The sequence below is a fragment of the Streptomyces sp. NPDC088197 genome (assembly GCF_044741185.1).
GTDB lineage: Bacteria > Actinomycetota > Actinomycetes > Streptomycetales > Streptomycetaceae > Actinacidiphila.
Genome location: NZ_JBIUSD010000005.1, coordinates 58299 through 83840 on the forward strand (window position 1 = coordinate 58299; position 25542 = coordinate 83840).

The window sequence follows — 25542 nt, forward strand, 5'->3', positions numbered from 1 at the left end:
CTCCCCCTCCGTCCGGCCGTCCGCGCTTGGTCGCCGTCCCCGGAGCGCCACCGGCCCCTCGCGTATCGCACGCGAGGGGCCGGGCCGGTTGTACTCAGGGACGCCGGCCGGGTCGGGCCGGGTCGGAGGAGGTCAGTCCGGGCCGGGCCGGAGGAGGTCAGTCCGGGTCAGGTGTTCCAGACCTGGAATTCGGAGATCTGCCCGGCGGGCCAGCCGGAGTTGGCGGTGACCGTCACCCGGAAGTACCGCGCGGTGGCCGCGGTGAAGGTGAGGGTGACCGTGTTGTTGGAGGCGGGGTCGAAGGAGTAGGAGGCCGAGGACTTGAGGGTGGTGAAGGTGCTGCCGTCGGTGCTGCCCGACAGGGACAGCGTCTGGTTGCGGGCGCCCCAGCCCGCGGGGAGCTGGAGGACGACCTTGCTCGCGCTCTGCGCGGAGCCGAGGTCGACCTGGACCCACTGCGGGAAGGCGTTGTTGGCACTCTCCCAGTAGCTGTTCTGGCTGCCGTCGGTGACGTTGGAGGACCCGTAGACGTCGGAGTGGCTGGACTCGCTGGTGGCCTTGCCCGCCGCCAGGTTGGTGCTCACCGTGCCGCTGCCGGTGCCGGTCAGCGCCACGGTGGTGGGGCTGTTGGAGGCGTTCCCGCTGATCGTCAGGGTGCCGGTGCGGGTGCCGGAGGCGGTGGGGGTGAACTTCACCGCGACCGAGCAACTGGCGTTGGCCGCGAGCGACGTGCCGCAGGTGTTGGTCTGCGAGAAGTCCCCGGAGGCGGTGACCGAGCTGATCGACGCGGCGGCCGTACCGGTGTTGGTCACCGTCACGCTCTGCGCGCCGCTGGTGGTGCCGGGCGCCTGGGAGGCGAAGGTGAGCGAGGTCGGGGTGACGGACAAGGTCGCGGACGACGGGTTGGTGCCGCCGCTCGGGTAGACCTGGAGGCCGGACAACTGGGCGGCGCTCCAGCCCGAGTTGGCGGTGACGTTGATCCGTACGTAGCGGGCGGTGGCCGCGGGGAAGGTGAGGGTCACCGTGTTGTTGTTGGCGCTCGGGTCGAAGGTCTGCGCGGCGGAGGGCGACAGGGTGCTGAACGAGGTGCCGTCCGTGGAGCCCTGTACGGAGAGGGTCTCGGTACGGGTGGCCCACGCCGTGGACGGCGGGAGCCGCAAGGTCACCTTGCCGACGGCGTAGTTCTGCCCGAGGTCGACCTGGACCCACTGCGGGAAGGCGCCGTTGGCGCTCTCCCAGTACGTGGACGCGTCCGCGTCGGTGACATTGCCCGCGACGAAGGTGCCGTTGGCGGAACTCGCCGTGGCCGGGCGGCCTGCGGCGATGTCGGTGCTGCTGTCGATTCCGGCGCCGCTGAGCGCGACCGTGGTCGGGCTGTTGTTGGCGTTGCTGGTCAGTGTCAGCGTGCCGTTACGGGTGCCGCCGGCCGTCGGCTTGAAGGTGACGGTCACCGCGCAGGACGAACCGACCGCGAGCGACGAGCAGTTGTTGGTCTGGGTGAAGTCGCCGGTCGCCGCGACGGCCGAGACGGTGGCCGTGGTGGTGCCGGAGTTGGTGACGGTGACGGTCTGCGGGGCGGCCGTCGCGCCGACGACCGTGCCGCCGAAGGACAGGCTCGCCGGGTTGGTGCCCAGGATCGGGCCGGGCGCGGTGCCGGTGCCGGACAGGGCGACGGTGCTGGTGTTGCCGCCCGCGCCGACGGTCAGTGTCCCGGCACGCGCTCCGGTCGCCGTCGGCGCGAATTTCACGCTGACGGTGCAGGAGCCGTTGGCCGGGATGGAGGTGCCGCAGGTGTTGGTCTGCGAGAAGTCACCGCTGGTGGTGATGGCGGAGACGGAGGCGGCCGAGCCGGTCGGGTTGGTGACCGTCGCGGTCTGGGCGGCGCTGGTCGAACCGGTGGCGACCGAGCCGAAGTTGAGCGCGCTCGGGCTGGCGGTCACGCCTTCCGCCGGGTAGGGCGGGAAGACGGGGGTGGGGAAGCCGCCGCAGAACGGGGTGCCGCTGATGCCGGAGTTGCCGCCGCCGTCGGTGACGGTGAAGTTGTTGCCCTCGCAGCTATAGATCGGTGAGCTGGCGCCGATGCCGGTGGCCGTGACGTTGGTGAACTTCGCGGCGCCGCCGGTCTGTTCCTGGAGGGCGAAGGTGCCGGCGCCCGCGATGGTCACGTTGTTGAGGCTGACCCCGCTGACGGTGCCCTCGACCCACTGCACCGCCTCGTAGGGGCTCTGCTGGATCAGCGCGTTGGTCACGTTGATCGGGCCGGTGATGGCGCCCTGGCTGCCGTCGAACCACAGCGCGCCGACGCCGAACTGCCAGTTCGGGTCGAGACTGCCCGCCCTGATCAGGGTGTTGTTGGAGATCGTGGTGGTGCCGACCGGGGTGGAGGTGAAGCGCTGGCCGACGTGGATGCCGCCGCCCTGGGCGAGTCCGGTGTCCCGTACGAGGTTGCCGCTGACGGTGTTGTCGTGGCCTCCGTAGATCGCGATGGCGTTGGCCAGGATCTGGGTCTCCACGGTGTTGTTGGAGATGGTGTCGTTGGCGTCGGCGCCGAGCGCGGCGTCGGCCCAGGTGGCGATGCCGTCGTCGCCGGTGTTGCGGATCTCGCTGTTGGTGACGGTCGAATTGGTCACTCCGCCGTGGAAGTTGACGCCGTCGGCGGTGGTGTCCCGGATCCGCAGACCGCTGAGGGTCAGCTTGTCCATCGGCCCGTCCATCCAGGCGCCGACCTTCAGGTGGTCGATCCAGAGGCTGGAGACGGTGGAGTTGCTCATCGCGCCGCCGATGCCGTTGACCTGGTCGCAGTCGTTGCGCTCGCCGACCTGGCCGAAGATCGCGAAGTTGGAGAGGTGGACGTTGCTGCTCACCCCGCGGTTGCCGCCGACTCCGCAACTGTCGGGCTCGCCGAGCCCGTAGAAGCCGGGCGCCGCGCCGGTCACCGTCGAGTACCACATGCCCGCGCCGGTGACGGTGACGTTGTTGACCGTGATGTGCCGGGGGATCTTGAAGGTGCCCGGCGGGATCCACACCGTGCCGCCGGGGCCCGCCGCGTTGATCGCCGCGTTGAAGGCGGCCGTGCTGTCGGCGGCGCCGGTCGCGTCGGCGCCCTGGCTGGTCACCGAGACCGAGCCGGACGGCTGCGGGAGGGCGGCGCCGACCTGCTCGAAGTCGGCGAAGTCGATGGTGGTGGCGGCGCTGGAGCCGCTGGTCTGGAGGGTGAAGGTGGTGCCGGCCGGATACGTCTGCGGGAGCAGCCGGTGGACCTCGTCGTAGAAGTGGTGCGGGTTGCTGCCCGGTGTGTTGGTGAACGGGTAGCTGCCGTAGTACCAGCTATAGGCGTTGGTGAGGGTGAAGTCGGGCTGTGCGGCGCCGTTGATCGCGAACGACAGCGGGGCGGTGTAGACCGAGCCGCCCGAGCCGTCGGGGATGCTGTAGCGGAAGTCGATCGAGTTGGTGGCGACCGGGGTGGTGAAGGTGACGTACTTGCCGCTGCCCGAGAGGGTCACCGCCTTGCGGTACGACGCCTCGTCGGCGAGCTGTCCCGCGGCGAAACTCGGGCCGATGGCCGTGCCGTTGGTGGCGGAGTTCTCCGCCTGCACCTCGACGTAGGGAAGGCTCGCGCCGCTGCCGCCGGTGGCTGCGGCGGCCGATGCCGGTGGGGCCGCGAGGGCGATGACGCCCGCGGCGGCGATCAGCGCGGTGGTGCCTCCCACGGCGATGGTGCGCCTCAGGGATCTGATGGGCTGGAACAACGTCTGCTCCTTTTCGACACGGAATGCCGGACCTGCGCCGTGCGGACAGCCGTACGAGGGCATGGGGAAGCGAGGTGACGCGGAGCTGGGCCGCCGACGCCGGAGCGGGCCTGGGACACGGCCCGTCGCGGTGGCGGTGAAGGGGATGGCGACTGGGGCGTTGCGCTGAAGCGGTCGGCGGGTGGGGGGGTGACGGCGCAAGGGGAACCGTAATGTCGTGGACACGGCAGCGCAATATACGAACTTATCTTTGCTCAATCTCTACTTTCTCTCGCAAGATCCAATGTTGCCCGTCCGTGGATTCGGGAGACCGCCGCCGCTCGCCCCGTGCGCCCTCCGATCGACGGGCACCTCGTCCACCTTCTACAACGTGTAGTAGATTCGCGGGCAGCCCCCGGCCGGGGCCGTCCGCCGAGGTCACCGCGGGGCGCGGGTCCGGCATGCCCGGCTCCCGCTGCCCACGCCCGCAAGGAGGCCGATCACCGTGACTCCTCATTCCGACCGGCGGACCGTCGCCCGTACCGTCCTGCGCACGGGTGCGGTGGCCGCGTCCGCGCTGGCCGCCGCGTACGCCGGGCCCGCGCTGTCGACCTTCGGGCCGCTGCGCAACCGGCTCATGCCGCGGCTGTCGGGACGCGGACGGCCCGACAGCGTGGCGCTCACCTTCGACGACGGCCCCGACCACCTGTCCACCCCGCACTTCCTGCGACTGCTCGACACCCGCCGTGTGCGGGCCACCTTCTTCCTGCTCGGCTCGATGGCCGTCCGCTCCCCCGGCCTCGTCACGGAGATGTACGAGGCGGGCCACGAGGTCGCGATCCACGGCTGGACCCACCGGCCCGCGCTGCTGCGCGGCCCCTGGACCACGTACGAGGACCTGGCCCGCGCCCGCGACCTCGTCGGCGGCCTCACCGGCGGCGCGCCGACGCTCTACCGGCCGCCGTACGGCGTCATGACCGCCGGTACGCATCTGGCCTGCCGCCGCCTCGGACTCACGCCGGTGCTGTGGACCGCCTGGGGCGAGGACTGGCGCGGGCGCGCGACGCCGCGGACCGTCCTCGACACCGTCACCCGCGACCTGCGCGGCGGCGGCACCGTCCTGCTCCACGACTCCGACTGCGCCTCGGCCACCGGGTCGTGGCGCAACACGCTCGGGGCGCTCCCCCGCCTTCTCGACTTCTGTCAGGAACGCGGCCTGACGGTCGGCCCGTTGCGCGATCACGGGGGTCTCGCGGTGGCCGGTTGGTCGGGCGGCCGGGGCCGGGGCGGCCAGGTCGTGCCGTAGTACCGTGAGGATTTCTACGAAGGAGCGGGAAGCGTGGCCGAGCAGGAAGGCCCGGCCGCCGGGCGACGCGCGCCGGGCGAGCTGGAGAGCGAAGTCCTCGCGGCGCTGTGGGCCGTCGGCGAGCCGGCCGGGGCGGGCGCCGTACGCGAACAGGTCGCGGGCGAACCCGCCTACACCACCGTCCTGACGATCCTCACCCGCCTCCACGACAAGGGCCTGGTCACCCGCGAGCGCGCCGGACGCGGCTACCTCTACTCCCCCGTGCGCGACGAGGCGGGCCACGCGGCGGCCGGCATGCGCGACCTGCTGGAAGCCGGCGGCGACCGCGCGGCCGTCCTGGCCCGCTTCGTCTCCGAACTGCCAGCGGAGGACGAGAGGTTGCTGGAGCGGTTGCTGCGCGATCACGCCTCGGGGCAGGCCACCGGCGCCGCTCCCGGCACCCGCCCGGCGCGGCGCCCGCGCGGCCGCCGGTCCTGACGACGTCGGGCACGGGCGGGCGGGCCAGCGCCGAAGGGGCCGAGGGGCTGTTCGTGATCCGCGGAACGGACCCTAGCCCGGCGGGAGTGTCACCTGGAAGCGGGCTCCGCGCGGTGCGGGGACCAGGGTGATGTCGCCGCCTGCCGCGCGGGCGAGGCGGCGGGCCAGGGGGAGGCCGAGCCCGGCGCCGTCGTGGGCGTCCGTCTCCGAGCCGAAGCGGCGGCCCGCCTCGAAGACGGCCTCGGCGTGTCCGGCGGGAACGCCGGGGCCGTCGTCGGCGACGAACACCCGCGCGCCGTCGGGGAGTCGGACGCATTCGAGGGCGATCGCGCGGGCGGCGTAGCGGCGGGCGTTGTCGAGCAGCGGGGCGAGGACGCGTTCGAGGAGTTCGGGGGTGACGCCGACGTCCACCGGCTCGCCGGACGCCGTGACCGGGGGCGCCTCGGGGTGTTCGGCGCGGCTGCGGTCGGCGACCGCGCGGGCGACGTCGAGGGCGGCGCAGCGGCCCGCCGCCGCCGCGGACGGCTGCCGGGCCTCGCTGAGCAGTGTCCGGCAGATCTGCGCCATCTGTGTGGCCGCGGCGGCGATGGCCTGGTGGGAGGAGCGGGACTGGTCCGCGGTGCGGGGGCGGGCGGTGAGCCAGTCCGTCTCCGCGGTGATCCGGGCCAGCGGATTGCGCAGTTCGTGGGAGAGCTCGGCGGTGAGCTGCTGTTCGTGCCGCAGGACGGCCGCCTGGCGGTCGAGGAGCTGGTCCAGATTGGCGGCCAGCGCGGCCAGTTCCGCGGGCCTGGCCTCCCGCGCGCCGAAGCGCTGCGCCGCGCCGTACCGGCTCCAGCGGGACGCCTGGTCGCTCATGGTGCTGACCGGGCGCAGGGCGCGGCCGATCACCATGCGGGTGACCAGGTAGACGCCGCCGACCAGCAGCAGGGCGAGGCCGAGCGAACCGGCCAGCGCCGAACGGGCGGTGAGCAGATACGGCTCCAGGCTCGCGGCGGCCACGACGGTGGCGACCTGAACTCCCCCGCTGCCCAGCGGCATCGCGTACAGCCGGGTCGAGCGCGGGGTGGAGGTGTCGGCGAATCGGGTCCCCTTGCCCGCGAGGGCGTCCGCGCGGCGCTGGAGCGGTTCCGGAGCGGCGGGGCGTTCGACGACGTGGGCGCCGCGGTAGATCCAGATGCCGCTGTCGAGCGCGCCGTCGTCGCCCGGTTCCCGGACGGCGATGGTCCCGTCGGCGCGGATGTCGACGGTCGCGGCGACGGCCGCGGCGCGGGTGCGCAGCAGGTCGTCGGCCTGGCGGCGCAGTATCTCGTGCAGCGCGACGTTGAACGCGGCGGTGAGCAGCGCCACCCACAGCACGGTGGTGACGAGGGCGAGCAGCGCCAGTCGGCCGCGCAGGGTCGCGGGCAGCGTGCCGGACAGACCTCGGCGGCGCGCCCGCCCCGCGCGCGGCTGCTGCCCGGCGCGGCTCGGGCGTTCCGCCCGGCCCGGACGTCGCACGCGGGCGGGCGGCCTCACGCGAACCGGTATCCGATGCCGCGCACGGTGTCGATGCCGCGCGTGCTGCCCGTCTCGCGGAGCTTGCGGCGCAGCCGCGACACGTACTGGTCGAGGGTGTTGTCACTGACCTGGGCGCCGTGCGGCCACGCCGCCCGTACCAGGCTGTGCCGTCGTACGGCGGCGCCGGGCGCGGCCATCAGGCAGGCCAGGATGCGGAATTCGGTGGGGGTCAGGGGTACGGCGGCGCCGCCGTCCGCGGACAGCGCGTGCGTGACGGGGTCCAGGCACAGTCCCTCGACCTCGCGGGCCGCCACGCGGTTGCCGCGGCGGAGCGCCGCGTGCAGACGGGCGGTCAGCTCGGCCAGGTGGAAGGGCTTGGCGAGATAGTCGTCGCCGCCGGAGGAGAAGCCCGACAGCCGGTCGTGCAGGGCGTCGTGCGCGGTGAGGAAGAGCACGGCGGCCTCGATGCCGACGGCGCGCATGGCCTGGCAGACGTCCCGCCCGTCGGAGTCGGGAAGGCCGACGTCGAGGACGACCGCGTCCACGCGCGGGCCGACCGTACGCAGCGCGCTCGCGCCGTCGGCGGCGGTCAGCACCTCGAAGTCCTCTTCGCGCAGGCCGCGGGCGAGGACGTCGCGCAGTCCGTGGTCGTCCTCGACGATCAGGACGCAGTGGGCGGTCATGAGGCCCAGTATCGACGACCGGGCACGTCGGGGAAGGGCCGGGCGGCCGGAGGCGGGGCGGCGCTCAGGTTGTGTTCAGGCGCCGCGTGCCAGCCTGCGCGGCATGACAACGACCATGGAACGCTCGGGCTCCGCGCCCGGGGTGCGCACGATGCTCAACAAGGTGCCGGAAGTCACCGTCTACTTCTGGCTGATCAAGGTCTTGTGCACCACGGTCGGCGAGACCGCGGCGGACTATCTCAACACCAATCTCCACATGGGCCTGACGAACACGACGTACGTGATGTCGGTGCTGCTGGTGGCGGCCCTGGTGGCGCAGTTCCGGGTACGGCGGTACGTGCCGGGCGTGTACTGGCTCGCGGTGGTGCTGATCAGCGTGGTGGGCACCTTGGTCACGGACAATCTGACCGACAACCTCGGGGTGGCGCTGACCACCACGACCGCGGTCTTCGCGGTCGTCCTGGCGGCGACCTTCGCGCTCTGGTTCGCCGTCGAGCGGACGCTGTCGATCCACAGCATCCGCACCCCGCGCCGTGAGGCGTTCTACTGGCTGGCGATCCTGTTCACCTTCGCCCTGGGCACGGCGGCGGGCGACCTGGTCGCGGAGCGGATGAACCTCGGCTACTGGCTCTCCGCGCTCGCCTTCGGCGCGGTCATCGCGGTGGTCGCGCTGGCGCACTTCCGGCTGCGGCTGAACGCCGTGCTCGCGTTCTGGCTGGCGTACATCCTGACCCGGCCGCTGGGCGCGTCCCTGGGCGACTACCTCTCGCAGCCGCGCGCGGACGGCGGTCTCGGCCTCGGCACGGTGGGCACCAGCGCGCTGTTCCTGGCCACGATCCTGGCGCTGGTCGTCTATCTGACCCGGACCCGCAAGGACCAGCGGCCCGCACCGCACACGCCGCTGGACGAGCCCGCCCAGCAGGACCGGCGGGCGGCGGAAACCGCCTGATGACGTACGCGGCTGCCACCGTCCTGTCTGCGCTGATACGCGGCCCGCGCCGGTCACCGGCGTCCACCGGTCCTCCGTGCCGTATCGCAGCAGACAGGAACGACAGCCCGTGCGTGCTCCCTTCGTCCCCCGCGCCCTCGCGCGCGTCCAACGGTCCCTGACCTGGCTGATGGCCCTGGCCTACGCCGTCGCGACGGTCGCTCCCGCCGCCGGTCTGTGGCTGCGGCACCTGCGGTGGAGCGTGCCGCGCGGGGTCGGCGTACCGGCCGCCGCGCTGTCGCCGCCCTCGGCGCTGCTGGCGTTCGTGCTGTTCACGGCGGCCCTTCAGGTGCCGGTGCGGCGGCTGCCCGCGCTGGCCAGGCGCCCGGGGGCGCTGATGACCGGTACGGCGGTGAACGCGGCCGTGCCGCTGCTCGTCCTGCCCTTGCTGGCGGGACTGTTGCGGTTCTCGCCCGACACCGACGGCGGCAGCGGGCTGCTGACCGGGATCGCGCTCGTCGGCGCCATGCCGGTGGCCGGGGGCGCGACGGTCTGGGGCGGCCGGGCGGGCGGCAACCACGCGTTGGTGGTCGGCATCGTGCTCGCCTCCACGCTGCTCAGCCCGTTGACCACCCCGCTGACGCTCTCCATGGCCGCCGTCTTCGCGCACGGCCACTACGCCCACGATCTGGGGCGGATTGCCGGTGCGAGCAGCGGCGCCTTCGCGCTGGCCGGGGTCGTCACGCCGTGCCTGGCCGGGCTGTTGGCGCAGCGGATGACGTCGCGGGAGCGGCGGGACCGCGCGCTTCCCGGTCTGAAGCTGGCCGCGCTGCTGGCGTCACTGCTGCTGACGTACGCCAACGCGTGCGGCGCGCTGGGCGGTCAACTGCGGCACCCGCAGGTGGCGTTCATCGCCGCGTCGGTCGGTGTGGCGGCCCTGGCGTGCCTCGCGGCGCTGGCCGTCGGCTGGGGTCTGGCGCGCGGTCTGCGCAGTGACCGGGCCGACACGGTCGCGATCACGCTGGCCTCGGGGATGAACAACAGCAGCGCGAGCGCGGTGCTCGCGGCGACTCATCTCCCCGCGCATCCGCAGGTGTTGATGCCGGTGCTGGCGTACAGCATCGTGCAGAAATTCGGCGCGGGGGCGGTGGACAGCTTCCTCGGCCCCCGCGCCGCCGCCGGATCCCGGCGGCGGCGCGCGCGACCGCGCGCCACGTCCGGTGCTACGCGCCCGCGTTCGCGGGCAGGTCGCGGTGACTGACCGCCAGGAAGCCCACCAGCGCGGCGATCAGGACGGTGAGCACCAGGCTGACCGGTCCCGTGCCCCAGCCGAGGCCGCCGCGGTGGAGGGGTACGCCCATCCAGTCCGCGAAGGACGCGCCGAGCGGGCGGGTGAGGATGTACGCCCACCAGAAGGCGGCCACCGCGTTGAGCCCGAGGAAGCGGCCCGCGAGCGCCGGTACGGCGATCAGGACGGCGAAGACGACGCCGGAGGAGAAGTAGCCCAGGTGCAGGCTGCCCGCGGTGAGGTCGCCGGCCGCGGTGCCGAGCGCGAAGGTGGTCAGGACGGTCGCCCAGTAGAACGCCTCGCGGCGCGGGGTGCGGACGCTGTGGATGGACAGCGTCCCCTCACTGGCGTACCAGGCGGTGAGCACGGCCGCGAGGATCAGCGAGAAGGCCACCGTGGAGACCGCGTACGGTACCCCGGCCACCACGTGCACGACGTCGGCGGCCATGGTGCCGAAGACGCTGACCATGACGATCGCCGACCAGTAGATCCACGGCGAGTAGCGCGGCGCGCGGAACTGGGCGACCAGCAGCGCCACCAGGCCGATCAGGCCGAGGCCGCCCGCGACGACCGGGCCGAGCGCGCGGGCCAGGAAGTCCGAGGTCGTCTCGCCCATGCCGGTGGTGAGCACTTTGGTCAGCCAGAACCAGGCGGTCACCTCCGGCACCTTGCTCAGGGCGCCGCCGACCGCGAGGCCGCTCCGCCCCGTCCGCCGGTGCCGTACGGGACGGGCGCCCGCCGACTCGTACGGCACCGCTCCGACCGTCCGCGCACGCGCGGACCGCTGCTCCACAGGTTGTTCCACAGGACCGCAACTCTCCCGGCGCGCAGGCCGATTCCGCTCTCCGCACAGCACGGCCCCGAGCACGCGCCGACCAGGGCGGCGAGCCCCGACAGGCCGACGACTACACGACTGTAGACGAACGGCATGCGGGCGAATCGGACACGCGGGCGGTCCGCGCCGATCCTTTGCCGACCCCTTACCGGGACCCGCGACGGACAGCGCCCGCGGCGGTCGCCGCGGTTCCCGGGGACCGGCCGGGCCAGGCGGTCAGCGCAGCGTGGCCGTGAAGCTGCGGCCGTACGCGTGCCGGGTGGTCACCTCGACGCGGGTACCGCCGGGCACACGGGAGACGCGCACGCCGTCGTCGGCGGTGACCGCGCGCAGCGGACGGCCCCGGAGGACGAGCGTGATCCGGTCGCGCCGCGTGGTCGGGTCGGCGACGGCGAGGGAGACCACGCCGCGCCGGTCCTCGCGCAGCAGGACGGACGCGGGCCCTTCGACGGAGAGCCGCTCGGCGTGGTGCGGGCCCGCGGTGAAGGTGTTGACGGCGAGCAGGCCCAGGTCGCGGTGGCGTATCGCCTGCGCCGCCGTGGAGTTGGCGACCACCGACAGCGGGCCGCGGGCGTACGACCGCAGACGCGCCTCGCTGGCGTGCGGGACCAGGGCGTACGCCACGGAGACCGGCCGCGCTCCGGCGGCCTGCTCGACGCGGACGGCGAAGACCTGCTTGGTCACGGTGGTGTCGGGGTTGGAGGTACGGACGACGCGGCGGCTGCGGGCGACGGTGTCCAGCGCGACGGTGGTGCGCGGTCCGGACCGCCCGTGTCCCCGGTCCGGTTGTCGCCGGTCCTCGAAGCCGTCGAGGAAGACGTACCCCACGGCCGTGCCCTGGCCCGCGTCGGCGTAGCGCAGCCAGGCCAGCGGCGCGGTGCCGGTGCCGGTGCCGGACCACGGGGCGCCGTCGCGCAGCCGCCCGGTGAGGGTGACCGGGTCCGCCGGGTCGGCGATCCGGGTGTCGAGCGTCGTGGTCACCGCGCGGCCCGCGCCGTCGCCGACTCCGGCGGCGAGGACCACGATCTCGTCGTCGAGCATGAACCAGGACTTCGTGGCGTCCGCGTTGCGGTAGACGACGAAGTCGTCCGGCAGGAGCCCGGCCCGCTCGGCGGCGTAGGCGGCGTCGTCGGACTGCACGAAGGCGGCCGTCCCGTACGCGCCGAGGGTGGCGCCGCCGGAGAGGGCGTTGGTGGCGCGCGGGAAGTAGACGTAGGTGTTCTGCGACTCGGAGGAGGCGGTGAAGCCCTGGTCCGGGTTGTCGTACCAGGCGGTGCCGTACAGCTCGGGCACGCTGCGCCGGGTCTCGACGGGGGCGGTGACGCCCGCGAGGCCGTAGGGCGACACGGCGGTGAGGTAGTCGATGCCGTAGGCGCGGGTCTGGTCCTGGCCGGTGAGATAGAGGTAGTGGGCGCCGTCGCCCTGGAACCACGGCAGCAGATTCTCGCCGCTCATGTACTCGTACTTGCTGATCCTGGCCGAGCTGCGGGCCAGCGCGAAGGCGTAGCCGGGGCGGCGGTGGACGGTCCGGTCCATGGAGTTGAGGGCCGCGTGGTGCGCGGCCGGGACGAGGTCGCGCGCCGGGGCCGAGGTGTCGGCGAGGATGTCGGCGTAGCGGACGACGGTCGTCGGGGAGACGAAGGTGACCGGGTCGAGGGCGGCCCGCGAGGTCTGCCGTACGTAGCGGACGTAACCGGCCAGCGCCGCCGCGTCGTTCGCGGAGGCGTAGGCGGATATTCCGGTGACGGCCTCGACGACGGTGGCGACGTCCGCGTATCCGGTGGTGGTCCTGGAGATCGCGCGGCCCTTGACGATCTCGGTCATCCACCCCTCGAAGATCAGCGGGGCGAAGCCCTCGGCGATCCAGCCCTGCACGACGCCGATCAGGTCGTCGCCCTGCACATGGCTGGTGCCGTCGAGCATCCGGACCGTCTGCACGACGCGGCTCAGCAGCCCGGTGCCGTACGAGCCGGTGTAGGCGACGGAGGCGTGCTGGATGAAGGAGCCGTCCGCGTAGAAGCCGTCGGTGACGCCGTGCCGCAGACCGTACGGGTCGATCGTGGCGAAGACCGTCAACTGGTCGGCGACGGCCTTGGACGTGCGGGCGTCGTCGCCGAGGACCGCGCCTTGCAGGATGCGGTTGGTGGTGATGTCGGCGAGGTTGGCGCCGGTGTGGAAGCGCGAGTCGAGGTCGACGTCGCCGTCCTCGCCATTGCGCAGATAGGCGTCCATGGCGGCCACGAACGCGGCGGTGAGGTCGGGCCGGTAGGCGGCGAGGGCGTCCTGGAGGAGCAGCAGCGTCTTGGTGACGTGGGTGGAGATGCCGATCTCCCAGTTGAACCAGTTGCCGTAGTAGCCCTTCGCCTGGTCGCCGTAGTAGCCGTCGTAGAGGAAGGCCAGGCCGTCGATGACGCGCCGCTGCACGGCCACGTCGTCGCGCAGCCCGGAGCCCGGACCGCCGGGCGCGCCGGGTACGCGGGTCGCGAGCGCCGTCTCGTACAGGTACTGGAACGACGTCGTCAGGTTGGTGTCGCTGGTGCCGAGCGTCAGGCCGCCGAAGAGCTGATGCGCTCCTGCCGTGCCCAGCGCGGCCAGCCTGGCGCGGGCGGTCGCCTCGATCGCGGTGAGCTTCGCGGCGACCTCGGGGCGAACGTTGGACTCGGCGGTACCGGCGAAGACCGCCACCGTGTTGGCGACGAGCGCCGCCTGGTCCGCGCTCGCGCTGTGCGCGCCGCCCGCCGGGACCGGGCCGTCCGCGGCTCGCGCGCGCAAGGGTGCGACCAGGGCCGTCAGGCTCGCCGCCGGGACCGAGGAGAGCAGGACACGACGGGATATCGGCACGGCGGCGGCTCCAGGGAAACGGGGACGGAAAGCGCTTGCTGCATTGAAGCAACGCGGGCCACGCCTGTCACTACCCTTGCACGGCGTCCGCGCCGGGCCACGGGGGAAGGGAGCGGTTCCGCGCCTCGGGCCGTCCGCCGCCGACGGCATTGCGGCGGCGCTCCCCCGCGGCCACAGTGGGCACATGACTGACGCGGCGACCCCGGACCCGACAACGATGCTGGCCACGGCCCTGGAGGAGGCCCGCGCCGGGCTCGCCGAGGGCGGCATCCCGATCGGCGCGGCCCTCTTCGGCCAGGACGGGCACGTGCTGGGCCGCGGGCACAACCGCCGGGTGCAGGACGGCGACCCGTCGGCGCACGGCGAGACCTCGGCCTTCCGTGCCGCCGGACGGCTGCGCGGATACGGGCGCACGACGATGGTGACGACGCTGTCCCCGTGCTGGTACTGCTCGGGGCTGATCCGGCAGTTCGGCATCGGCCATGTGGTGATCGGCGAGGCGCGCACCTTCTCCGGCGGCCACGACTGGCTCGCGGAGCACGGCGTGCGGATCACGCTGCTGGACGACCCCGACTGCGTCGCGCTCATGCGGGACTTCATCGCGGCCCGGCCCGAGCTCTGGTACGAGGACATCGGGGAGTGACGGCCGACCGGTCGCGCCTCCCCGAGGCAGCGGTACGGCGCGCGGGCGGCGGGAAATGCGCTTGCGGCGCCGTGACCAGGTGTTCCTAGACTGGGCGGTATGCCCGCTGTCGAGGTCTCCGCCGTCGATCTGCACCGCATCGCGTCCTTCCGCGCCGCCTTCCAGCGGCGGCAGGCCCGGTGCGTCGTCGAGTTCCCCGGTGGCGCGGCGGTCCTCAACGGCGCGTACGCCGCCTCCCACGAGCACAATCAGATCGTCGTGGAGGGACCGGTGGCGGTGGACGAGCTGCCCGCGTTCGCCGACGCCGTACTCGCCCATCTGCCGCACCGCCGGATCTCGGTGCTGGACGACGAGTTCGGCGTGCTGTGCGCGCCGACGCTGCTCGCGGCCGGTTACGAGCACGAGACGGAACTGGTGATGCGGCACTCGGGTCCCGCGCCCGCGCCGGACCCGGCCGCCGAGACCGTCACGCCGCGGGCCCTGCGGTCCGCCGTGCTGCGCCAGACGCGGCAGTGGCTGCCGAAGGCCGACGACGAGGTGCTGCGCCAGCTCACCGACCGCCGCGCCGCCCGGCTGCGGGGCGCGGAGCAGGTGCGTTTCCTGGCGGTCAGGGACGAGCAGGGGGCGGTCGGCGCGTGGACCGACCTCTACCTCGACCCGGCGGAGGGCATCGCGCAGATCGAGGAGGTCGTCACCGCGACCACGCATCAGCGGCGCGGCTACGCGGACGTCAATCTCGCCACCGCCGTGCACCTGGCGGCCGGGTGCCCGCTGCTGTTCCTGATCGCGGACGCGGACGACTGGCCGCGCACCTGGTACGCGCGGCGGGGCTTCACCCCGATCGGCCGCTCACACGTCTTCACCCGCGCCGCGTGAACCGGGTGAGCCGCCGCCTGAGCCGGACGAGCCGTCCGCGCTGCCCGAACCGCGCGAATCGCACACTCCCGCGCGGGAGCGTACGAGCACGGCGGCGATGTCGTCGTCGAGCTGTCCGTCGCTGAAGCGCAGCAACTCGGCGCGGAGCTGGTCGAGCAGTTCCCTGGGCTCCACGGGCGGTCTGCCGCTCACCCATCGGCGCAGCGAGAAGAACGCGCCCGTGTCGTCGCGGGTCTCGATGACGCCGTCGGTGTAGAGCAGCAGCCGGTCGCCGCGGACCAGCGGGACGGTGTCCATGCGGTAGTCGGATCCGATCAGCACGGCCATGTTCAGGGGCGGTGACGGGGCGCTCGGGTCGAGGGACGTGGCCTGGTCGCCGCGCAGCAGCAGCGGCGGCGGGTGGCCGCAGTTGAGGAGGACGGCGTGGCCGCCGTCGGCCGGGATCTCGACGAACAGGGCGGTGGCGAAGCGCTCGGGCGCGTCGCCGCCGGGGATCGACGAGCTGTAGCGGACCACACTCCTGTCCAGCCTGCGCGCGACCGCCGCGAGGTCGGGTTCGTCGTGGGCGGCGTCGCGGAAGCTGTTGGCGATCGCCCCGGCCGCGCCCGCCGCGTTCAGCCCTTTGCCGCGGACGTCGCCGATGAGCAGGCGTACGCCGTGCGGGGTGTCGGCCGCCGCGTAGAAGTCGCCGCCGATCCGGGCCTCCGCGGCGGCGGCCACGTACAGCGTCTCGACGTCCACGTTCCCGACACGGGGCGGCACCGGCCGCAGGACGACCGCCTGTGCGGTGTCGGCCACCGATCTCACCTGGGTGAGGGTCTCCTCGCGGTGCAGCCGGCTGTGCGCCGCGTATCCGGCCGCGGCGGTGACCACGGCGATCGCCCCGGCCGTGAACAGCATGTTCGGGGAGTCGATGATGAGCGAATCACCGACCACCACGGCGGTCGCCACCACGCCCAGCGCGACGGTCGGGCGCACCGGCCACATGGAGGCGGCGAGCGCGGGAGCGGCGGGCAGCAGGCGGCTGATCGCGAAGTCGGTCGGAGTGACCAGCGCCACCACAATGATCATCACGGTCAGCAGGAGCGGGGTCAGGAGGACGGGATCCCATCGGACGTCCGGCCACCAGGAGCGCCAGCGGGATCGGATCGTCTTCACACCGTCGAGCATAACGGGGCATATCGGACAATACGTCTTCCCGGCCAGGCGGGTCGGCCGCTTCCTGCCGCGTACGCGAGGGCATGTGAACCGCGCCGCGCGGCCGTCCGCCGGTCTCCCCGGCCGACCGGCTGACGGCTGACGGCTGACGGCTGACGGCTGACGGCTGACCGACCGTACGTCCATGAGCCCGACGCGGTGAGTCCGCCCTACGGGGTCCATTCCTCGGCGAGCAGCCCGAGGACCACCTCGTCGAGGAAGGAGCCGTACACCCAGGCCGCCCGGCGCAGCGTTCCCTCGACGCGGAATCCGGCGCGCGTGGCCGCGGTGATCATCCCGGTGTTGTCGGCGAGGGTTTCGAGCTGGATCCGGTGCAGACCGCGCACGACGAAGCCGTAGTGGCACAGCGCGCGCACGACGTCGGTGCCGAGGCCGCGACCGCGGTAGGCGGGGCGCAGACCGATCCCGAGGTGGGCGAGCCGGTTGTGGGTGTCGATTCCCCACATCGAGGCCGCGCCCGCCAGCTCCCGCGTCCGCGTCTCCACCACGGAGAAGACGACCACCTCCGGAGGAAGCCCGTTCACCGCGTACGGTGAGTCCGCCGTGCCCGGCGATATGGGGCGCCAGGGGCGGGAGTCGGAGCGGGACCTGCCCACCACGTCGTCCTGCAACTCGGCGTGGAGCACCGGGACATCGCTCTCGATCCTGGCCCTGAGCTGGATTTTCTCGCCTTCTATCACCCGGCATTGCTATACCGGCCGCATGCGTCGGTCAACCGAATTCGAGGCCGGCGCCCGCACCCCCGTACCCGTGCTGAAAGAGGTCTCCCCGTGAAGGACGAACACGAATTCCTCGCCGCCGCGGACATCCCGTGGACCCCGGCGGAGGGCTCGCCGGGCGTCAGCGAGCGCGTGCTGTCGGCCGACCCGGCCGCCGACGGCGCGGAGCTGACCCGGCTCGCGCGCTGGGAGCCGGGGCTCGACACCTCAGCCGCCGGGGTGATCAGGCACGCCTACTACGAGGAGGTCTATCTCCTGGAGGGCGAGCTGGAGGATCTGACCCTGGGGAAGACCTTCGCCAGCGGCCACTTCGCCTCCCGCCCTCCCGGCATGCCGCACGGCCCGTACCGCACGGGCCCCGGCTGTCTGATGCTGGAGATCCGCTACCGCCCGAGCTGACCGGCCGTCCCCCGGAGCCGTGCGGGTGACGCGGCGGTGGCATGCTGGACGGCGTGTCCACCATCCCCGCCGACGCGGAGCCGATCGTGGCCGAGGCGCCGCCCGGCGCCGCGGCCGAGCCGCTGATGACGCAGTGGTGGCTGGACCTGGCCTTCGTGCACTGGCCGGTGGAGCCTGGGCTGGTGGCACCGCTGCTGCCGCCGGGCGTACGGCCCGACACCCTGCACGGCGTCACGTACGTGGGTCTGGTCGCCTTCCGCATGCACCGGGTCGGCTGGTTCCGGCTGCCCGGTGTGCCGTACCTGGGCACCTTCCCCGAGACGAATGTGCGGCTGTACTCGGTGGACGAGCGGGGGCGGCGCGGTGTGGTGTTCCGGTCGCTGGACGCGTCCCGGCTGATACCGGTCGCCGTGGGCCGGGGCGTCTTCCGGCTGCCCTATCTGTGGTCGCGGATGTCGGTGCGCCGGGACGCCGACACCATCACGTACGCCAGTTCCCGCCGCTGGCCGGGGCCGCGCGGCGCGCGGGCCTCGCTGAGCGTACGGATCGGTGAGCCGGTGGCGGAGCCCACGGAACTCGAACACTTCCTCACCGCCCGCTGGGGCATGCACAACGCCTTCTTCGGGCGGCCGGTGTATCTGCCCAACGCCCATCCGCGCTGGCCGCTGCACCGCGCCGAGCTGCTGTCCCTGGACGAGGACGTGGTGACGGCCGCCGGTCTGGCCCGGCCGCTGGGGGACCCGGTCAGCGTGCTGTACTCCCCCGGCGTCCCGGTCCGCTTCGGCCTGCCGAACAAGCCCGCGGGCATCCCGACCCCGTAGCGCGGGTCCCCTGCCCTTGCGGACTCCCGTCACCGCCGGTCATCACCGCCGGGCTTCACAGTCGCTCGTACCGCCGGTCTTACGGTCGGCCGCGCCAGGCCACGGCCGGTTCCCGGAGCGTGCCGGCCGCGGCCGACTCGGGGGCGCTGCAGTACGGCAGGTCGTCCAGCGGGTGGCCGGCGCAGAAGCGGGTGACGAGGTCGGCGAAGTCCGCGATCCGCTCGACCGGCGCGAGGTGGTCGGTCTCATCGATGGTCAGGAAGGTGGCCGCGCGCAGCACCGCGGCGACCTCGCGGCCCATCTCCGGGGTGCACAGCGTGTCGTACTCGCCGGTGACGACCAGGCTGGGCACCGCGGGTACGGGCTCCGGCCGGTACCACTCGTGCCGCATCAGCCGCTTGTTGTGCTCGGCGGACTTCCGCAACTGCTCGGCGTCCTGGCCGATCAGACCGCCGTACACCAGGCGGGCGACGGCCGCGTGCTTGCGTACCCGGCCGGTGCCGGGCGGGGACATGAAGCGGTCGGTGAGCTCGCGGGCGATCCGGTCGGTCTCGCCGCGGTCGATCATGCCGTCCCAGCGTTCCATGGCCGCCGCGTAGTCCGGCGGGATCCGGGTCGTCATGCCGACGAAGAACAGCCGCTCGACCCGCGCCGGGTAGTGCTGGGCGAAGCGCAGGCCGACGGCGCCGCCGAAGCAGGCCGCGACGAGGTTGACGGCGGGCACGACCAGCTCGTCCAGCAGATGCCGGACGACGGCGGCCAGGAAGTCGATGCCGTAGAACGCCGGGAGGAAGTCGGCGGTGCCGTAGCCCGGCAGGTCGACGGTGATCACGTCGGCCGCGGTACCGATCCGCTGCTCGTGCCGCATCCACGAGTGCCGGTCCTGGGAGGAGCCGCCGAGGATCAGCAGGGGGGCGTCGACCGGCCGTTCGTGGTGCCTGATCCGGCAGGTGTACCGGAAGCCCTCGTACTCCAGATGCCACTCACTGATCCGGGCGAATGGCCGCGCCGTGGCGCCGTCGCTCTGGGCGGGCACCGGGCCGGGCAGGCAGGCGGTCGGCTCCTCGCGGGCGGCGGTGGCGAAGGACAAGGGGACTCCAGGGTTCGATGGCGGGCATCGACTCCTGCCTAACAGGGCGAACCGCCTCCGTGCGGGTCCGTGACCCGTTCGAGGGCGGTTCGCCGTGCCGCCTGCGCCGGTGGATTCGACATTCGTACACCTGGGGTACGAATGCCTCCCCCAATGGGCTCCCCCGGTCCGTACGCCCGTCGGCCGGCCGGTCCGCCGGTCGGCCGGTCCGCCGGGTCAGGGTGCCGTGCGCACCTCGATGAGCATCGCGTGCTCCGGGTCGAGCGTGGGCATGGGGATTCCCGCCGTGGCCAGGACGGCGCCGGGCAGCGGCAGCCAGCCCTCGAGGGCGCGGGCCAGCCACGGCGGTGCGGTCGTCTGGTGGAAGGAGGGCAGGCCGATCTCGGTGCGGACGCGGACCTGGTAGGCGGTGGCGGGGTCGAGGCCCGGCAGCCGGACGCGGCCCGACTGGCCCTCGGGCGAGGTGGCGATCCTGGCCCACGCGTACAGCGCGGCCGAGCCGTCGGCGGCGACGACGCCGTGCAGCAGGACGGCGCCGCCCGCGAGGTCGGCGCGGACCACCCGTCCCGAGTGCAGCAGCGGGCGCTGCTCGCGGTAGAGCGCGGACCAGTGGGTGAGCCGGGCCAGCTCCTCGGGGGTGCAGCGGCTGAGGTCCTGTTCGATGCCCGCGTGGCCGAACAGGGCGGTGGCCATCCGGAAGGTGTCGGTGCCGGGACGGCTCGTGGTGTGGCTGGGCGTGGGGCCGACGTGCGCGCCGAAGAGTTCCGGCGGCAGCAGCTGGCCGGTCCAGCGCTGGATGGTCTGCCGTTCCACCGGGTCGTTGCAGTCCGAGGCCCACACCCGGTCGGTACGGGCGAGGATGCCGAGGTCGATCCGGCCGCCGCCGCTGGCGCAGCTCTCGATCTCCAGGCCCGGGTGGCGGGCCTTGAGCGCGTCGATCAGCCGGTACAGCGCGAGGACCTGGGCGCGGCTGCCGGGCCGGTCGACGCCGCCGGGGCCGCGCTCGACCGCCTCGTGCAGCTCGCGGTTGTGGTCCCACTTCAGGTAGCCGATCCCGTACCGGCCGACGAGGGTGTCGAGCGAGGTGAGCAGGTACTGCCAGGCGTCCTCGTTGGCGAGGTCGAGCGTGTACTGGTGCCGGGAGCTGGGTCCGAGACCCGCCGAGGGGCCGAGGATCCAGCCCGGGTGCTCGCGGGCGAGGTCGGAGTCGAGGTTGACCATCTCCGGCTCGACCCACAGGCCGAATTCCATGCCGAGGGAGCGGACGTGGTCGGCCAGCGGGGTCAGGCCGTCGGGCCAGACGGTCGCGTCCACCGTCCAGTCGCCGAGGCCCGCGGTGTCGTCGCGGCGGCCCTTGAACCAGCCGTCGTCCAGGACGAAGCGCTCGACGCCGACCTCGGCGGCCCGGTCGACCAGCCGCAGCAGCCGGTCCAGGTCGTGGTCGAAGTAGACCGCCTCCCAGCTGTTGAGGATCAGCGGGCGCGGGGTGGCCGGGTGGGTGGGGCGGGCGCGCAGCAGGGTGTGGAAGCGGTCGGCGAGCCCGTCGAGGCCCGCGTCGGACCAGGCGAACCAGCAGACCGGGGAGGTGTACGACTCCCCCGGTGCCAGCCGTACCTCGCCCGCGCGCAGCAGTTCGCCGCCGCCGAGCACCAGGGCGTGGTCGCTGCCCGCGCCTTCCGGCAGCCGCTCGACGAGATAGCGCTGGTCGCCGCTCCACCCGACGTGCAGGCCCCACACTTCGCCGTCCCGGAAGCCGAAGCCGGGCACGCCGACGGTCAGCAGGTACGGCGAGTCGACGCCGGGCTTGCCGCGCCGGACCTCGCGGACGTACGAGCCGTAGTGCAGCGGGCGGCGCTGCGGGGAGCGTTCCCTGCTCCACTTGCCGGTGAAGTCCAGTACCTCACCGGCGCGTTCGGGCAGCGGCAGCAGCAGGCCGAGCGCGGACAGGTCGTACGGCGCCGGGTCCGTGCCGGAGGCCGCCGCCTGCCCCGCGGTCAGCTCGGCGTGCACCCCGAGCACGCCCGACGGCTCCAGGCGGTAGGTGACGGTGACGGCCAGGTCGCTGACCTCGTCCCGCAGGCGGATCACCAACTCACCGCCGCCGCCGGGCACTTCGCGCTGCTCGGCGCCGGTCAGGGACGGCCGCGGGGTGGTCGCCGTGCCCGCCCGGTGGCCCTGCTGGGCGGGGCTGCCGGACCAGCCGTCGGCCTCGGTGGGCCAGACGGTGAACCGGCGCGGGACGTCGAGGGAGTTGTTGAGCACCGCGCCCTCGGCGGTCAGGCTCAGCGCGGCGAGGTCGGCGTCCGAGAGATCGCCGAGGTCGGCCCCCCAGTGCAGGACTCTGGGCACCGGCTCGCCGAGCTCCACGACGAGGGCGGCGCCTGCCGCGCGCAGGGTGACGATCCGCGCGGGGATGGTGGTCATGAATGAGTCCTTTCCGCAGGTCCGGTGACCATCATCGTCATCGGGCACCAGGGCGCCGCCGGTGGGGTGCGGCAGCCGTGGCGGCTGCCGCACCCCAACCGCGGGACGGCGACCGGGGTCAGACGGTGACGCGGTCGACGTCCGAGGCGTAGTCGGCCGGGTTGCCGAAGGTGACGGTGTTGTCGCCCGCCTTCAGGTGGACCGGTACGGTCACGGACCGCGCCACGCCCCAGTTGTTGTCGTTGCCGCCGGGCAGCGGGAGCTGGAACGACGAGCCGCCCGCGGTGACCACGGCGGTGCGGCCGGAGGACCCGTCCGCGTAGCCGAGTGTGAGGAGGTAGGTGCCGTCCTTCGGCGCTGTCACGTGGTTGATGGCGACCGCGCTGTCCCCGCCGAGGTTGCCGACTTTCTTTCCGCCGGAGCAGCCGGGGCAGTCGGTGATGCCCGCGTTGCCGGTGAGGGTGTTGGCGGGGGCTTCCGCCTCGTAGGTGACGCGTCCGCCGGGGGCGGGGGTGGTGACCGGAACCGGTTTGCCGGGCGCGGAGTGGCGTCCCTTGGCGTCGTGGGCGGTGACGGTGAAGGTGTAGCCGGTGGCGGGGGTGAGGCCGGTGACGGTGGCGGAGGTGCTGCCGGTCGAGGTGGCCTTGCGGCCGTTGACGTACACGTCGTATCCCGTGGTGGCGGGCCCGGTGTTCACCGGGTTCCAGGCCAGGGAGACGGTGGTGGCGGTGGAGGCGGTGCCGTGGACGCCGAGGGGCGTGCCGGGGCCGGGGGTCTTCTTGGCGGGGGTGAGGGTGAACAGGCGGGAGCCGTGCGGGGGCAGGTTCTTCGTCAGGTGGCCCGAGGCGCTGCCGAGGCCGGTGCGGCTCCACAGGTCGCGGACGGCGGCCTTGCCGGTGATGCCGAGGTCGGCGAAGTCGGCGGTGACGTCGGCGGGTGCGCTGCCGAGGTTGAACAGGGCGACGGTGTACGTTCCGTCGGTGTTGCGGGAGTACCAGACCTGCTGGTCGGTGGCCTGGCTGACGGGCCTGGCGGGGTTGCCCGCCTGGTCGACCGCGATCACCTCGTCGTTGGTGAGGAGTTTCAGGCCGTAGGGGTCGAGTCGGGTGAGGTCGTCGCCGGAGTACAGCGGTGCGGACTCGACCGCCCACAGCGTCATGTAGGTCTGCCGTTCGGCGTCGGTGAGGCCGTCCATCGCGCCTGCGCCGACGTCGAGCGAGTCGAGGTTGTTCCAGTGGCCGGGGCCTGCGTCGTCGATCCACTGGACGACGTCGTTCCACCGCTGCTTGACGGAGTTGTCCCAGGTCACCAGCGTGTCGCAGTAGCACTCCACGTCGGTGTCGACCCGCCACCCGTTGGAGTTCCGCTTCCACACGTCCGCCCGGTCATGACTCAACGACCAGGACACCGTGAACTGAATCGGACGGCCGGTCTTCCGGAGCGCGGCGTGCCATGCCTGGACGTCGGGGATGTTGTCGTGGGCCGCGTCGCCCTGGTTGGAGCCGGGGCCGACGCCGTCGACCTTGAGGAAGTCCACGCCCCAGCCCGCCAGTTGGGCCGCGACGGAGTCGATGTACTTCGCGGCGCACGGGCTGGAGAAGTCCATCTGGTAGGAGACGTTGTCCCAGCCGCTGGTCTTGCGCAGGTCCGGGTAGACGATGTCCTTGGTCGTACAGCCCGGTGCCCCGTAGATCGGCGACTTCCCGTCGTTGTACGCGTCGAAGTAGAGCCCGACGGCCAGATAGGCGCCGAATTTCAGGCCCTTGGCGTGCACGTAGTCCGCCAGGCCCTTCAGTCCGTCGGGGAACGTCGTGGCATTGGGCATCGGACGGCCGTAGTGGTCGAAGCCGCCGACCCAGCCCGAGTCGATGTTGATGTACTCGTAGCCATGGGACTTGAGCTTCTTGGCCACCACATCGGCCTGCTGCTTCACATGCGCCTCGGTCAGCCAGCTCATCCCGCCGTAGCCGGGGAAGTTGGTCGACTCCAGGCTCCAACTGCTCCAGCCCATGTACGGCTTGGCGGCCAGGACCGGGGACGGGGCGGAGGCGGGGGCGGGGGCGGCTCGGGAGACGGCGGCTTGTACGGACTCGGGTGCGGAGCCGGGCGCGGCAGCGGGCGCCGACGCGGACGCCGGTACGGCGAAGGCCGCGATCAGCGCTCCGGCCGCCAGCAGGGCGGGGAGGACGGCGTTCCGGGCGCCGCCCCTGGCGCGGGCGGCACGGGCGCTGAGGCATACGGGTCCATCGGAAGGTGCCATGACTGCTCCATCTCGGCACCGTGCGCGGGCACGGCGGGGCCGGGTGACGAGGAGGGTTGGTTGGCGTGGACGCCTGCGCCCGCGGGGCGGTCCGAGGGGACGCCGCCCCGTGCGCAGGCCGCGGCCGGAGGGGAGGAACGCCGGTCGCGCTCCTGCCGTTCGGGGCCGTCCCGGACCCCGTTCGGCTGCGGAGTGCGGCGACTGTAGCCAGAGTTTCCTTCCAGCGTCAACATAGTCACCACCTGTTTTCCCGGCGGTTTCTGTGAAATCTGTGCACCTCTCGCGACGCCATCACCTTCCCTTACCTTCCGGCGGAAAGGTAGGGTCGGAGACGTGACTCCCGCCGATCAGCCGCCCGCCGCCGCCCTGGTGTTCCAGACCCTGCTCGCCCACGGGCCGCTCACCCGGGCCGAGGCCGGCCGACGTACCGGCCTGTCCGCGGGGGCCGTCACCAAGGTGACGGCGCCGCTGCTGAGCGACGGCTGGATCACCGAGCTGAGCACCCCGGCCCCGAAGCGGGCGACCGGCAGACCCGCCACGCTGATCGCGGTACGCCCGGAGCGGGCCCGCTTCATCGGCGTCAAGGTGACCGCGGACGAGCTGATCGGCGTACTGGCCGATCTCACGGCCAAGCCGCTCGTCGCACGCCGGGTCACCCTCGACTCGCGGGATGTCGGCACCGTGGTGCTGGCCATCGCCCGGCTGGTCAAGCGGCTGCGCGCGGCGGCCGGGCCCGCGCACGGCGAGGACGTGCACAGCATCGGCGTGACCATCTCCGGCGACGTCGACGGGCAGACCGGCATCGTGCAGTACTCACCGTTCCTCAACTGGCGCCGGGTCGCGCTGGCTCAGCTCGTCGAGACCGCCACCGGCACACCGACGGTGATCGAGAACGACGTACGCGCGCTGACCGTCACCGAGCAGTGGTTCGGCGCGGGCGCGGGCCTGGACTCGTTCGCGCTGATCACCGTCGGCGCCGGGATCGGCTGCGGACTCTCCATCCGCGGGCGCGTGGTGTCGGGGGCGCACGGCGTGTCGGGGGAGGTCGGCCACCTGCCGGTCGGCGGCACCGAGCGGACCTGCACCTGCGGCAACACCGGCTGTGTGGAGGCCGTCGCGTCCACGCACGCCATCACCGAGCAGGCCAGGCAGGCCACGGGGAATCCGGGGCTGACGATGACCGAAGCGGTACGGCTGGCGCACGCCGGGGACGAGGCGGTCCGCGCCGTGTTCTCCCGCGCCGGGCACGCGCTCGGCCTCGCCATCGCCTCGGTCGCCAACCTGATCGGTCCCGAGCGGATCATCATCTCCGGCGAGGGCGTGGCGACCTACGACCTGTTCGCCGACCAGATCCGCGAGACCTTCGCCGCCCAGGCGTTCGGCGCCGCCGCCGAGTGCGATCTGCTACTGCGCCCGCTGCCGTTCGAGGAGTGGGCGCGCGGCGGCGCGGCCGTGGCGGCGCAGCACCTCTTCGCGCCGGTCACGTAGCCGGTCGGGTTACGGGTCGGG

19 protein-coding genes are annotated in these 25542 nt (G+C 73.1%); 9 read left to right on the plus strand and 10 right to left on the minus strand.

The features are described 5' to 3' along the window. Positions 1–167 precede the first annotated feature (167 nt). Positions 168–3749: a choice-of-anchor D domain-containing protein gene (locus ACIOC1_RS14620; protein WP_391047743.1), complete on the minus strand. Its 3582-nt coding sequence runs from the start codon at positions 3747–3749 to the stop codon at positions 168–170. A gap of 484 nt (positions 3750–4233) precedes the next feature. On the opposite strand from ACIOC1_RS14620, the gene ACIOC1_RS14625 reads away from it, so the two are divergent. After that, positions 4234–5034, plus strand: a complete 801-nt coding sequence (locus ACIOC1_RS14625) for a polysaccharide deacetylase family protein (RefSeq protein ID WP_401854366.1) — start codon at positions 4234–4236, stop codon at positions 5032–5034. A gap of 33 nt (positions 5035–5067) precedes the next feature. Beyond that, positions 5068–5511 carry a BlaI/MecI/CopY family transcriptional regulator gene (locus ACIOC1_RS14630; RefSeq protein ID WP_355334889.1) on the plus strand — a complete coding sequence of 148 codons (444 nt, stop codon included), beginning with the start codon at positions 5068–5070 and terminating at the stop codon, positions 5509–5511. Positions 5512–5583: 72 nt separating this feature from the next. On the opposite strand, the gene ACIOC1_RS14635 is transcribed toward ACIOC1_RS14630, so the two are convergent. Together ACIOC1_RS14635 and ACIOC1_RS14640 are read right to left on the minus strand one after the other, a co-directional pair. Further along, the gene (locus ACIOC1_RS14635) at positions 5584–7008 is read right to left on the minus strand and encodes a sensor histidine kinase (protein ID WP_401854368.1); all 1425 of its coding nucleotides are present in this window, start codon (positions 7006–7008) and stop codon (positions 5584–5586) included. A 14-nt stretch (positions 7009–7022) separates the two neighbouring features. Beyond that, entirely contained in the window at positions 7023–7691 is a 669-nt protein-coding gene (locus tag ACIOC1_RS14640) for a response regulator transcription factor (RefSeq protein ID WP_401854370.1), read from the minus strand. A gap of 103 nt (positions 7692–7794) precedes the next feature. Between ACIOC1_RS14640 and ACIOC1_RS14645 the strand changes: the two genes are divergently transcribed. Together ACIOC1_RS14645 and ACIOC1_RS14650 are read left to right on the plus strand one after the other, a co-directional pair. Then, positions 7795–8640 (plus strand): hypothetical protein, encoded by an 846-nt coding sequence (locus ACIOC1_RS14645; RefSeq protein ID WP_391162633.1) that lies wholly within the window; start codon positions 7795–7797, stop codon positions 8638–8640. 109 nt (positions 8641–8749) lie between these two features. Beyond that, complete coding sequence (locus ACIOC1_RS14650; RefSeq protein WP_401854372.1) at positions 8750–9880, plus strand: sodium-dependent transporter; 1131 nt, start codon at positions 8750–8752, stop codon at positions 9878–9880. Here ACIOC1_RS14650 and ACIOC1_RS14655 read toward each other — a convergent pair. Beyond that, positions 9843–10661, minus strand: coding sequence for a hypothetical protein (locus ACIOC1_RS14655; protein WP_401854885.1), 819 nt, complete (start codon positions 10659–10661; stop codon positions 9843–9845). The genes ACIOC1_RS14650 and ACIOC1_RS14655 overlap by 38 nt on opposite strands. A gap of 297 nt (positions 10662–10958) precedes the next feature. Further along, positions 10959–13583, minus strand: a complete 2625-nt coding sequence (locus ACIOC1_RS14660; RefSeq protein WP_401854374.1) for a polysaccharide lyase family 8 super-sandwich domain-containing protein — start codon at positions 13581–13583, stop codon at positions 10959–10961. A 184-nt stretch (positions 13584–13767) separates the two neighbouring features. Between ACIOC1_RS14660 and ACIOC1_RS14665 the strand changes: the two genes are divergently transcribed. After that, positions 13768–14226 carry a nucleoside deaminase gene (locus tag ACIOC1_RS14665; RefSeq protein WP_401854376.1) on the plus strand — a complete coding sequence of 153 codons (459 nt, stop codon included), beginning with the start codon at positions 13768–13770 and terminating at the stop codon, positions 14224–14226. A 99-nt stretch (positions 14227–14325) separates the two neighbouring features. Continuing rightward, complete coding sequence (locus ACIOC1_RS14670) at positions 14326–15102, plus strand: GNAT family N-acetyltransferase (protein ID WP_355334907.1); 777 nt, start codon at positions 14326–14328, stop codon at positions 15100–15102. Here the strand turns inward: ACIOC1_RS14670 and ACIOC1_RS14675 are convergent. Together ACIOC1_RS14675 and ACIOC1_RS14680 are read right to left on the minus strand one after the other, a co-directional pair. Next, on the minus strand, positions 15076–16260 hold the full coding sequence (locus ACIOC1_RS14675; protein ID WP_401854378.1) for a PP2C family protein-serine/threonine phosphatase: 1185 nt from the start codon (positions 16258–16260) through the stop codon (positions 15076–15078). The two genes, ACIOC1_RS14670 and ACIOC1_RS14675, sit on opposite strands and share 27 nt — an antisense overlap. Positions 16261–16469: 209 nt before the next feature. After that, positions 16470–17000: a GNAT family N-acetyltransferase gene (locus ACIOC1_RS14680; protein WP_401854379.1), complete on the minus strand. Its 531-nt coding sequence runs from the start codon at positions 16998–17000 to the stop codon at positions 16470–16472. A 90-nt stretch (positions 17001–17090) separates the two neighbouring features. Here ACIOC1_RS14680 and ACIOC1_RS14685 point away from each other — a divergent pair, with 90 nt between their 5' ends. After that, positions 17091–17438, plus strand: coding sequence for a cupin domain-containing protein (locus tag ACIOC1_RS14685; protein WP_401854382.1), 348 nt, complete (start codon positions 17091–17093; stop codon positions 17436–17438). A 125-nt stretch (positions 17439–17563) separates the two neighbouring features. Beyond that, positions 17564–18259, plus strand: coding sequence for a YqjF family protein (locus ACIOC1_RS14690; RefSeq protein ID WP_401854887.1), 696 nt, complete (start codon positions 17564–17566; stop codon positions 18257–18259). A gap of 79 nt (positions 18260–18338) precedes the next feature. On the opposite strand, the gene ACIOC1_RS14695 is transcribed toward ACIOC1_RS14690, so the two are convergent. The 3 genes from ACIOC1_RS14695 to ACIOC1_RS14705 form a co-directional block, all read right to left on the minus strand. Beyond that, complete coding sequence (locus ACIOC1_RS14695; RefSeq protein WP_355334916.1) at positions 18339–19349, minus strand: alpha/beta hydrolase; 1011 nt, start codon at positions 19347–19349, stop codon at positions 18339–18341. Between the two features lie 216 nt (positions 19350–19565). Next, positions 19566–21773, minus strand: a complete 2208-nt coding sequence (locus ACIOC1_RS14700; RefSeq protein WP_401854385.1) for an alpha-galactosidase — start codon at positions 21771–21773, stop codon at positions 19566–19568. 118 nt (positions 21774–21891) lie between these two features. Next, the gene (locus ACIOC1_RS14705; RefSeq protein WP_401854388.1) at positions 21892–24033 is read right to left on the minus strand and encodes a fibronectin type III domain-containing protein; all 2142 of its coding nucleotides are present in this window, start codon (positions 24031–24033) and stop codon (positions 21892–21894) included. 333 nt (positions 24034–24366) lie between these two features. On the opposite strand from ACIOC1_RS14705, the gene ACIOC1_RS14710 reads away from it, so the two are divergent. Then, positions 24367–25521, plus strand: a complete 1155-nt coding sequence (locus ACIOC1_RS14710; RefSeq protein WP_401854390.1) for an ROK family protein — start codon at positions 24367–24369, stop codon at positions 25519–25521. Positions 25522–25542: the final 21 nt, after the last annotated feature.

What these genes read in the sequence shown, in the direction of transcription:
- ACIOC1_RS14645 (WP_391162633.1), top strand. Translation starts at nt 7,795, where the DNA reads ATGACAACGACCATGGAACGCTCGGGCTCCGCGCCCGGGGTGCGCACG.
- ACIOC1_RS14665 (WP_401854376.1), top strand. Translation starts at nt 13,768, where the DNA reads ATGACTGACGCGGCGACCCCGGACCCGACAACGATGCTGGCCACGGCC.
- ACIOC1_RS14640 (WP_401854370.1), bottom strand. Translation starts at nt 7,691, where the DNA reads ATGACCGCCCACTGCGTCCTGATCGTCGAGGACGACCACGGACTGCGC.
- ACIOC1_RS14705 (WP_401854388.1), bottom strand. Translation starts at nt 24,033, where the DNA reads ATGGCACCTTCCGATGGACCCGTATGCCTCAGCGCCCGTGCCGCCCGC.
- ACIOC1_RS14700 (WP_401854385.1), bottom strand. Translation starts at nt 21,773, where the DNA reads ATGACCACCATCCCCGCGCGGATCGTCACCCTGCGCGCGGCAGGCGCC.
- ACIOC1_RS14670 (WP_355334907.1), top strand. Translation starts at nt 14,326, where the DNA reads ATGCCCGCTGTCGAGGTCTCCGCCGTCGATCTGCACCGCATCGCGTCC.
- ACIOC1_RS14690 (WP_401854887.1), top strand. Translation starts at nt 17,564, where the DNA reads ATGACGCAGTGGTGGCTGGACCTGGCCTTCGTGCACTGGCCGGTGGAG.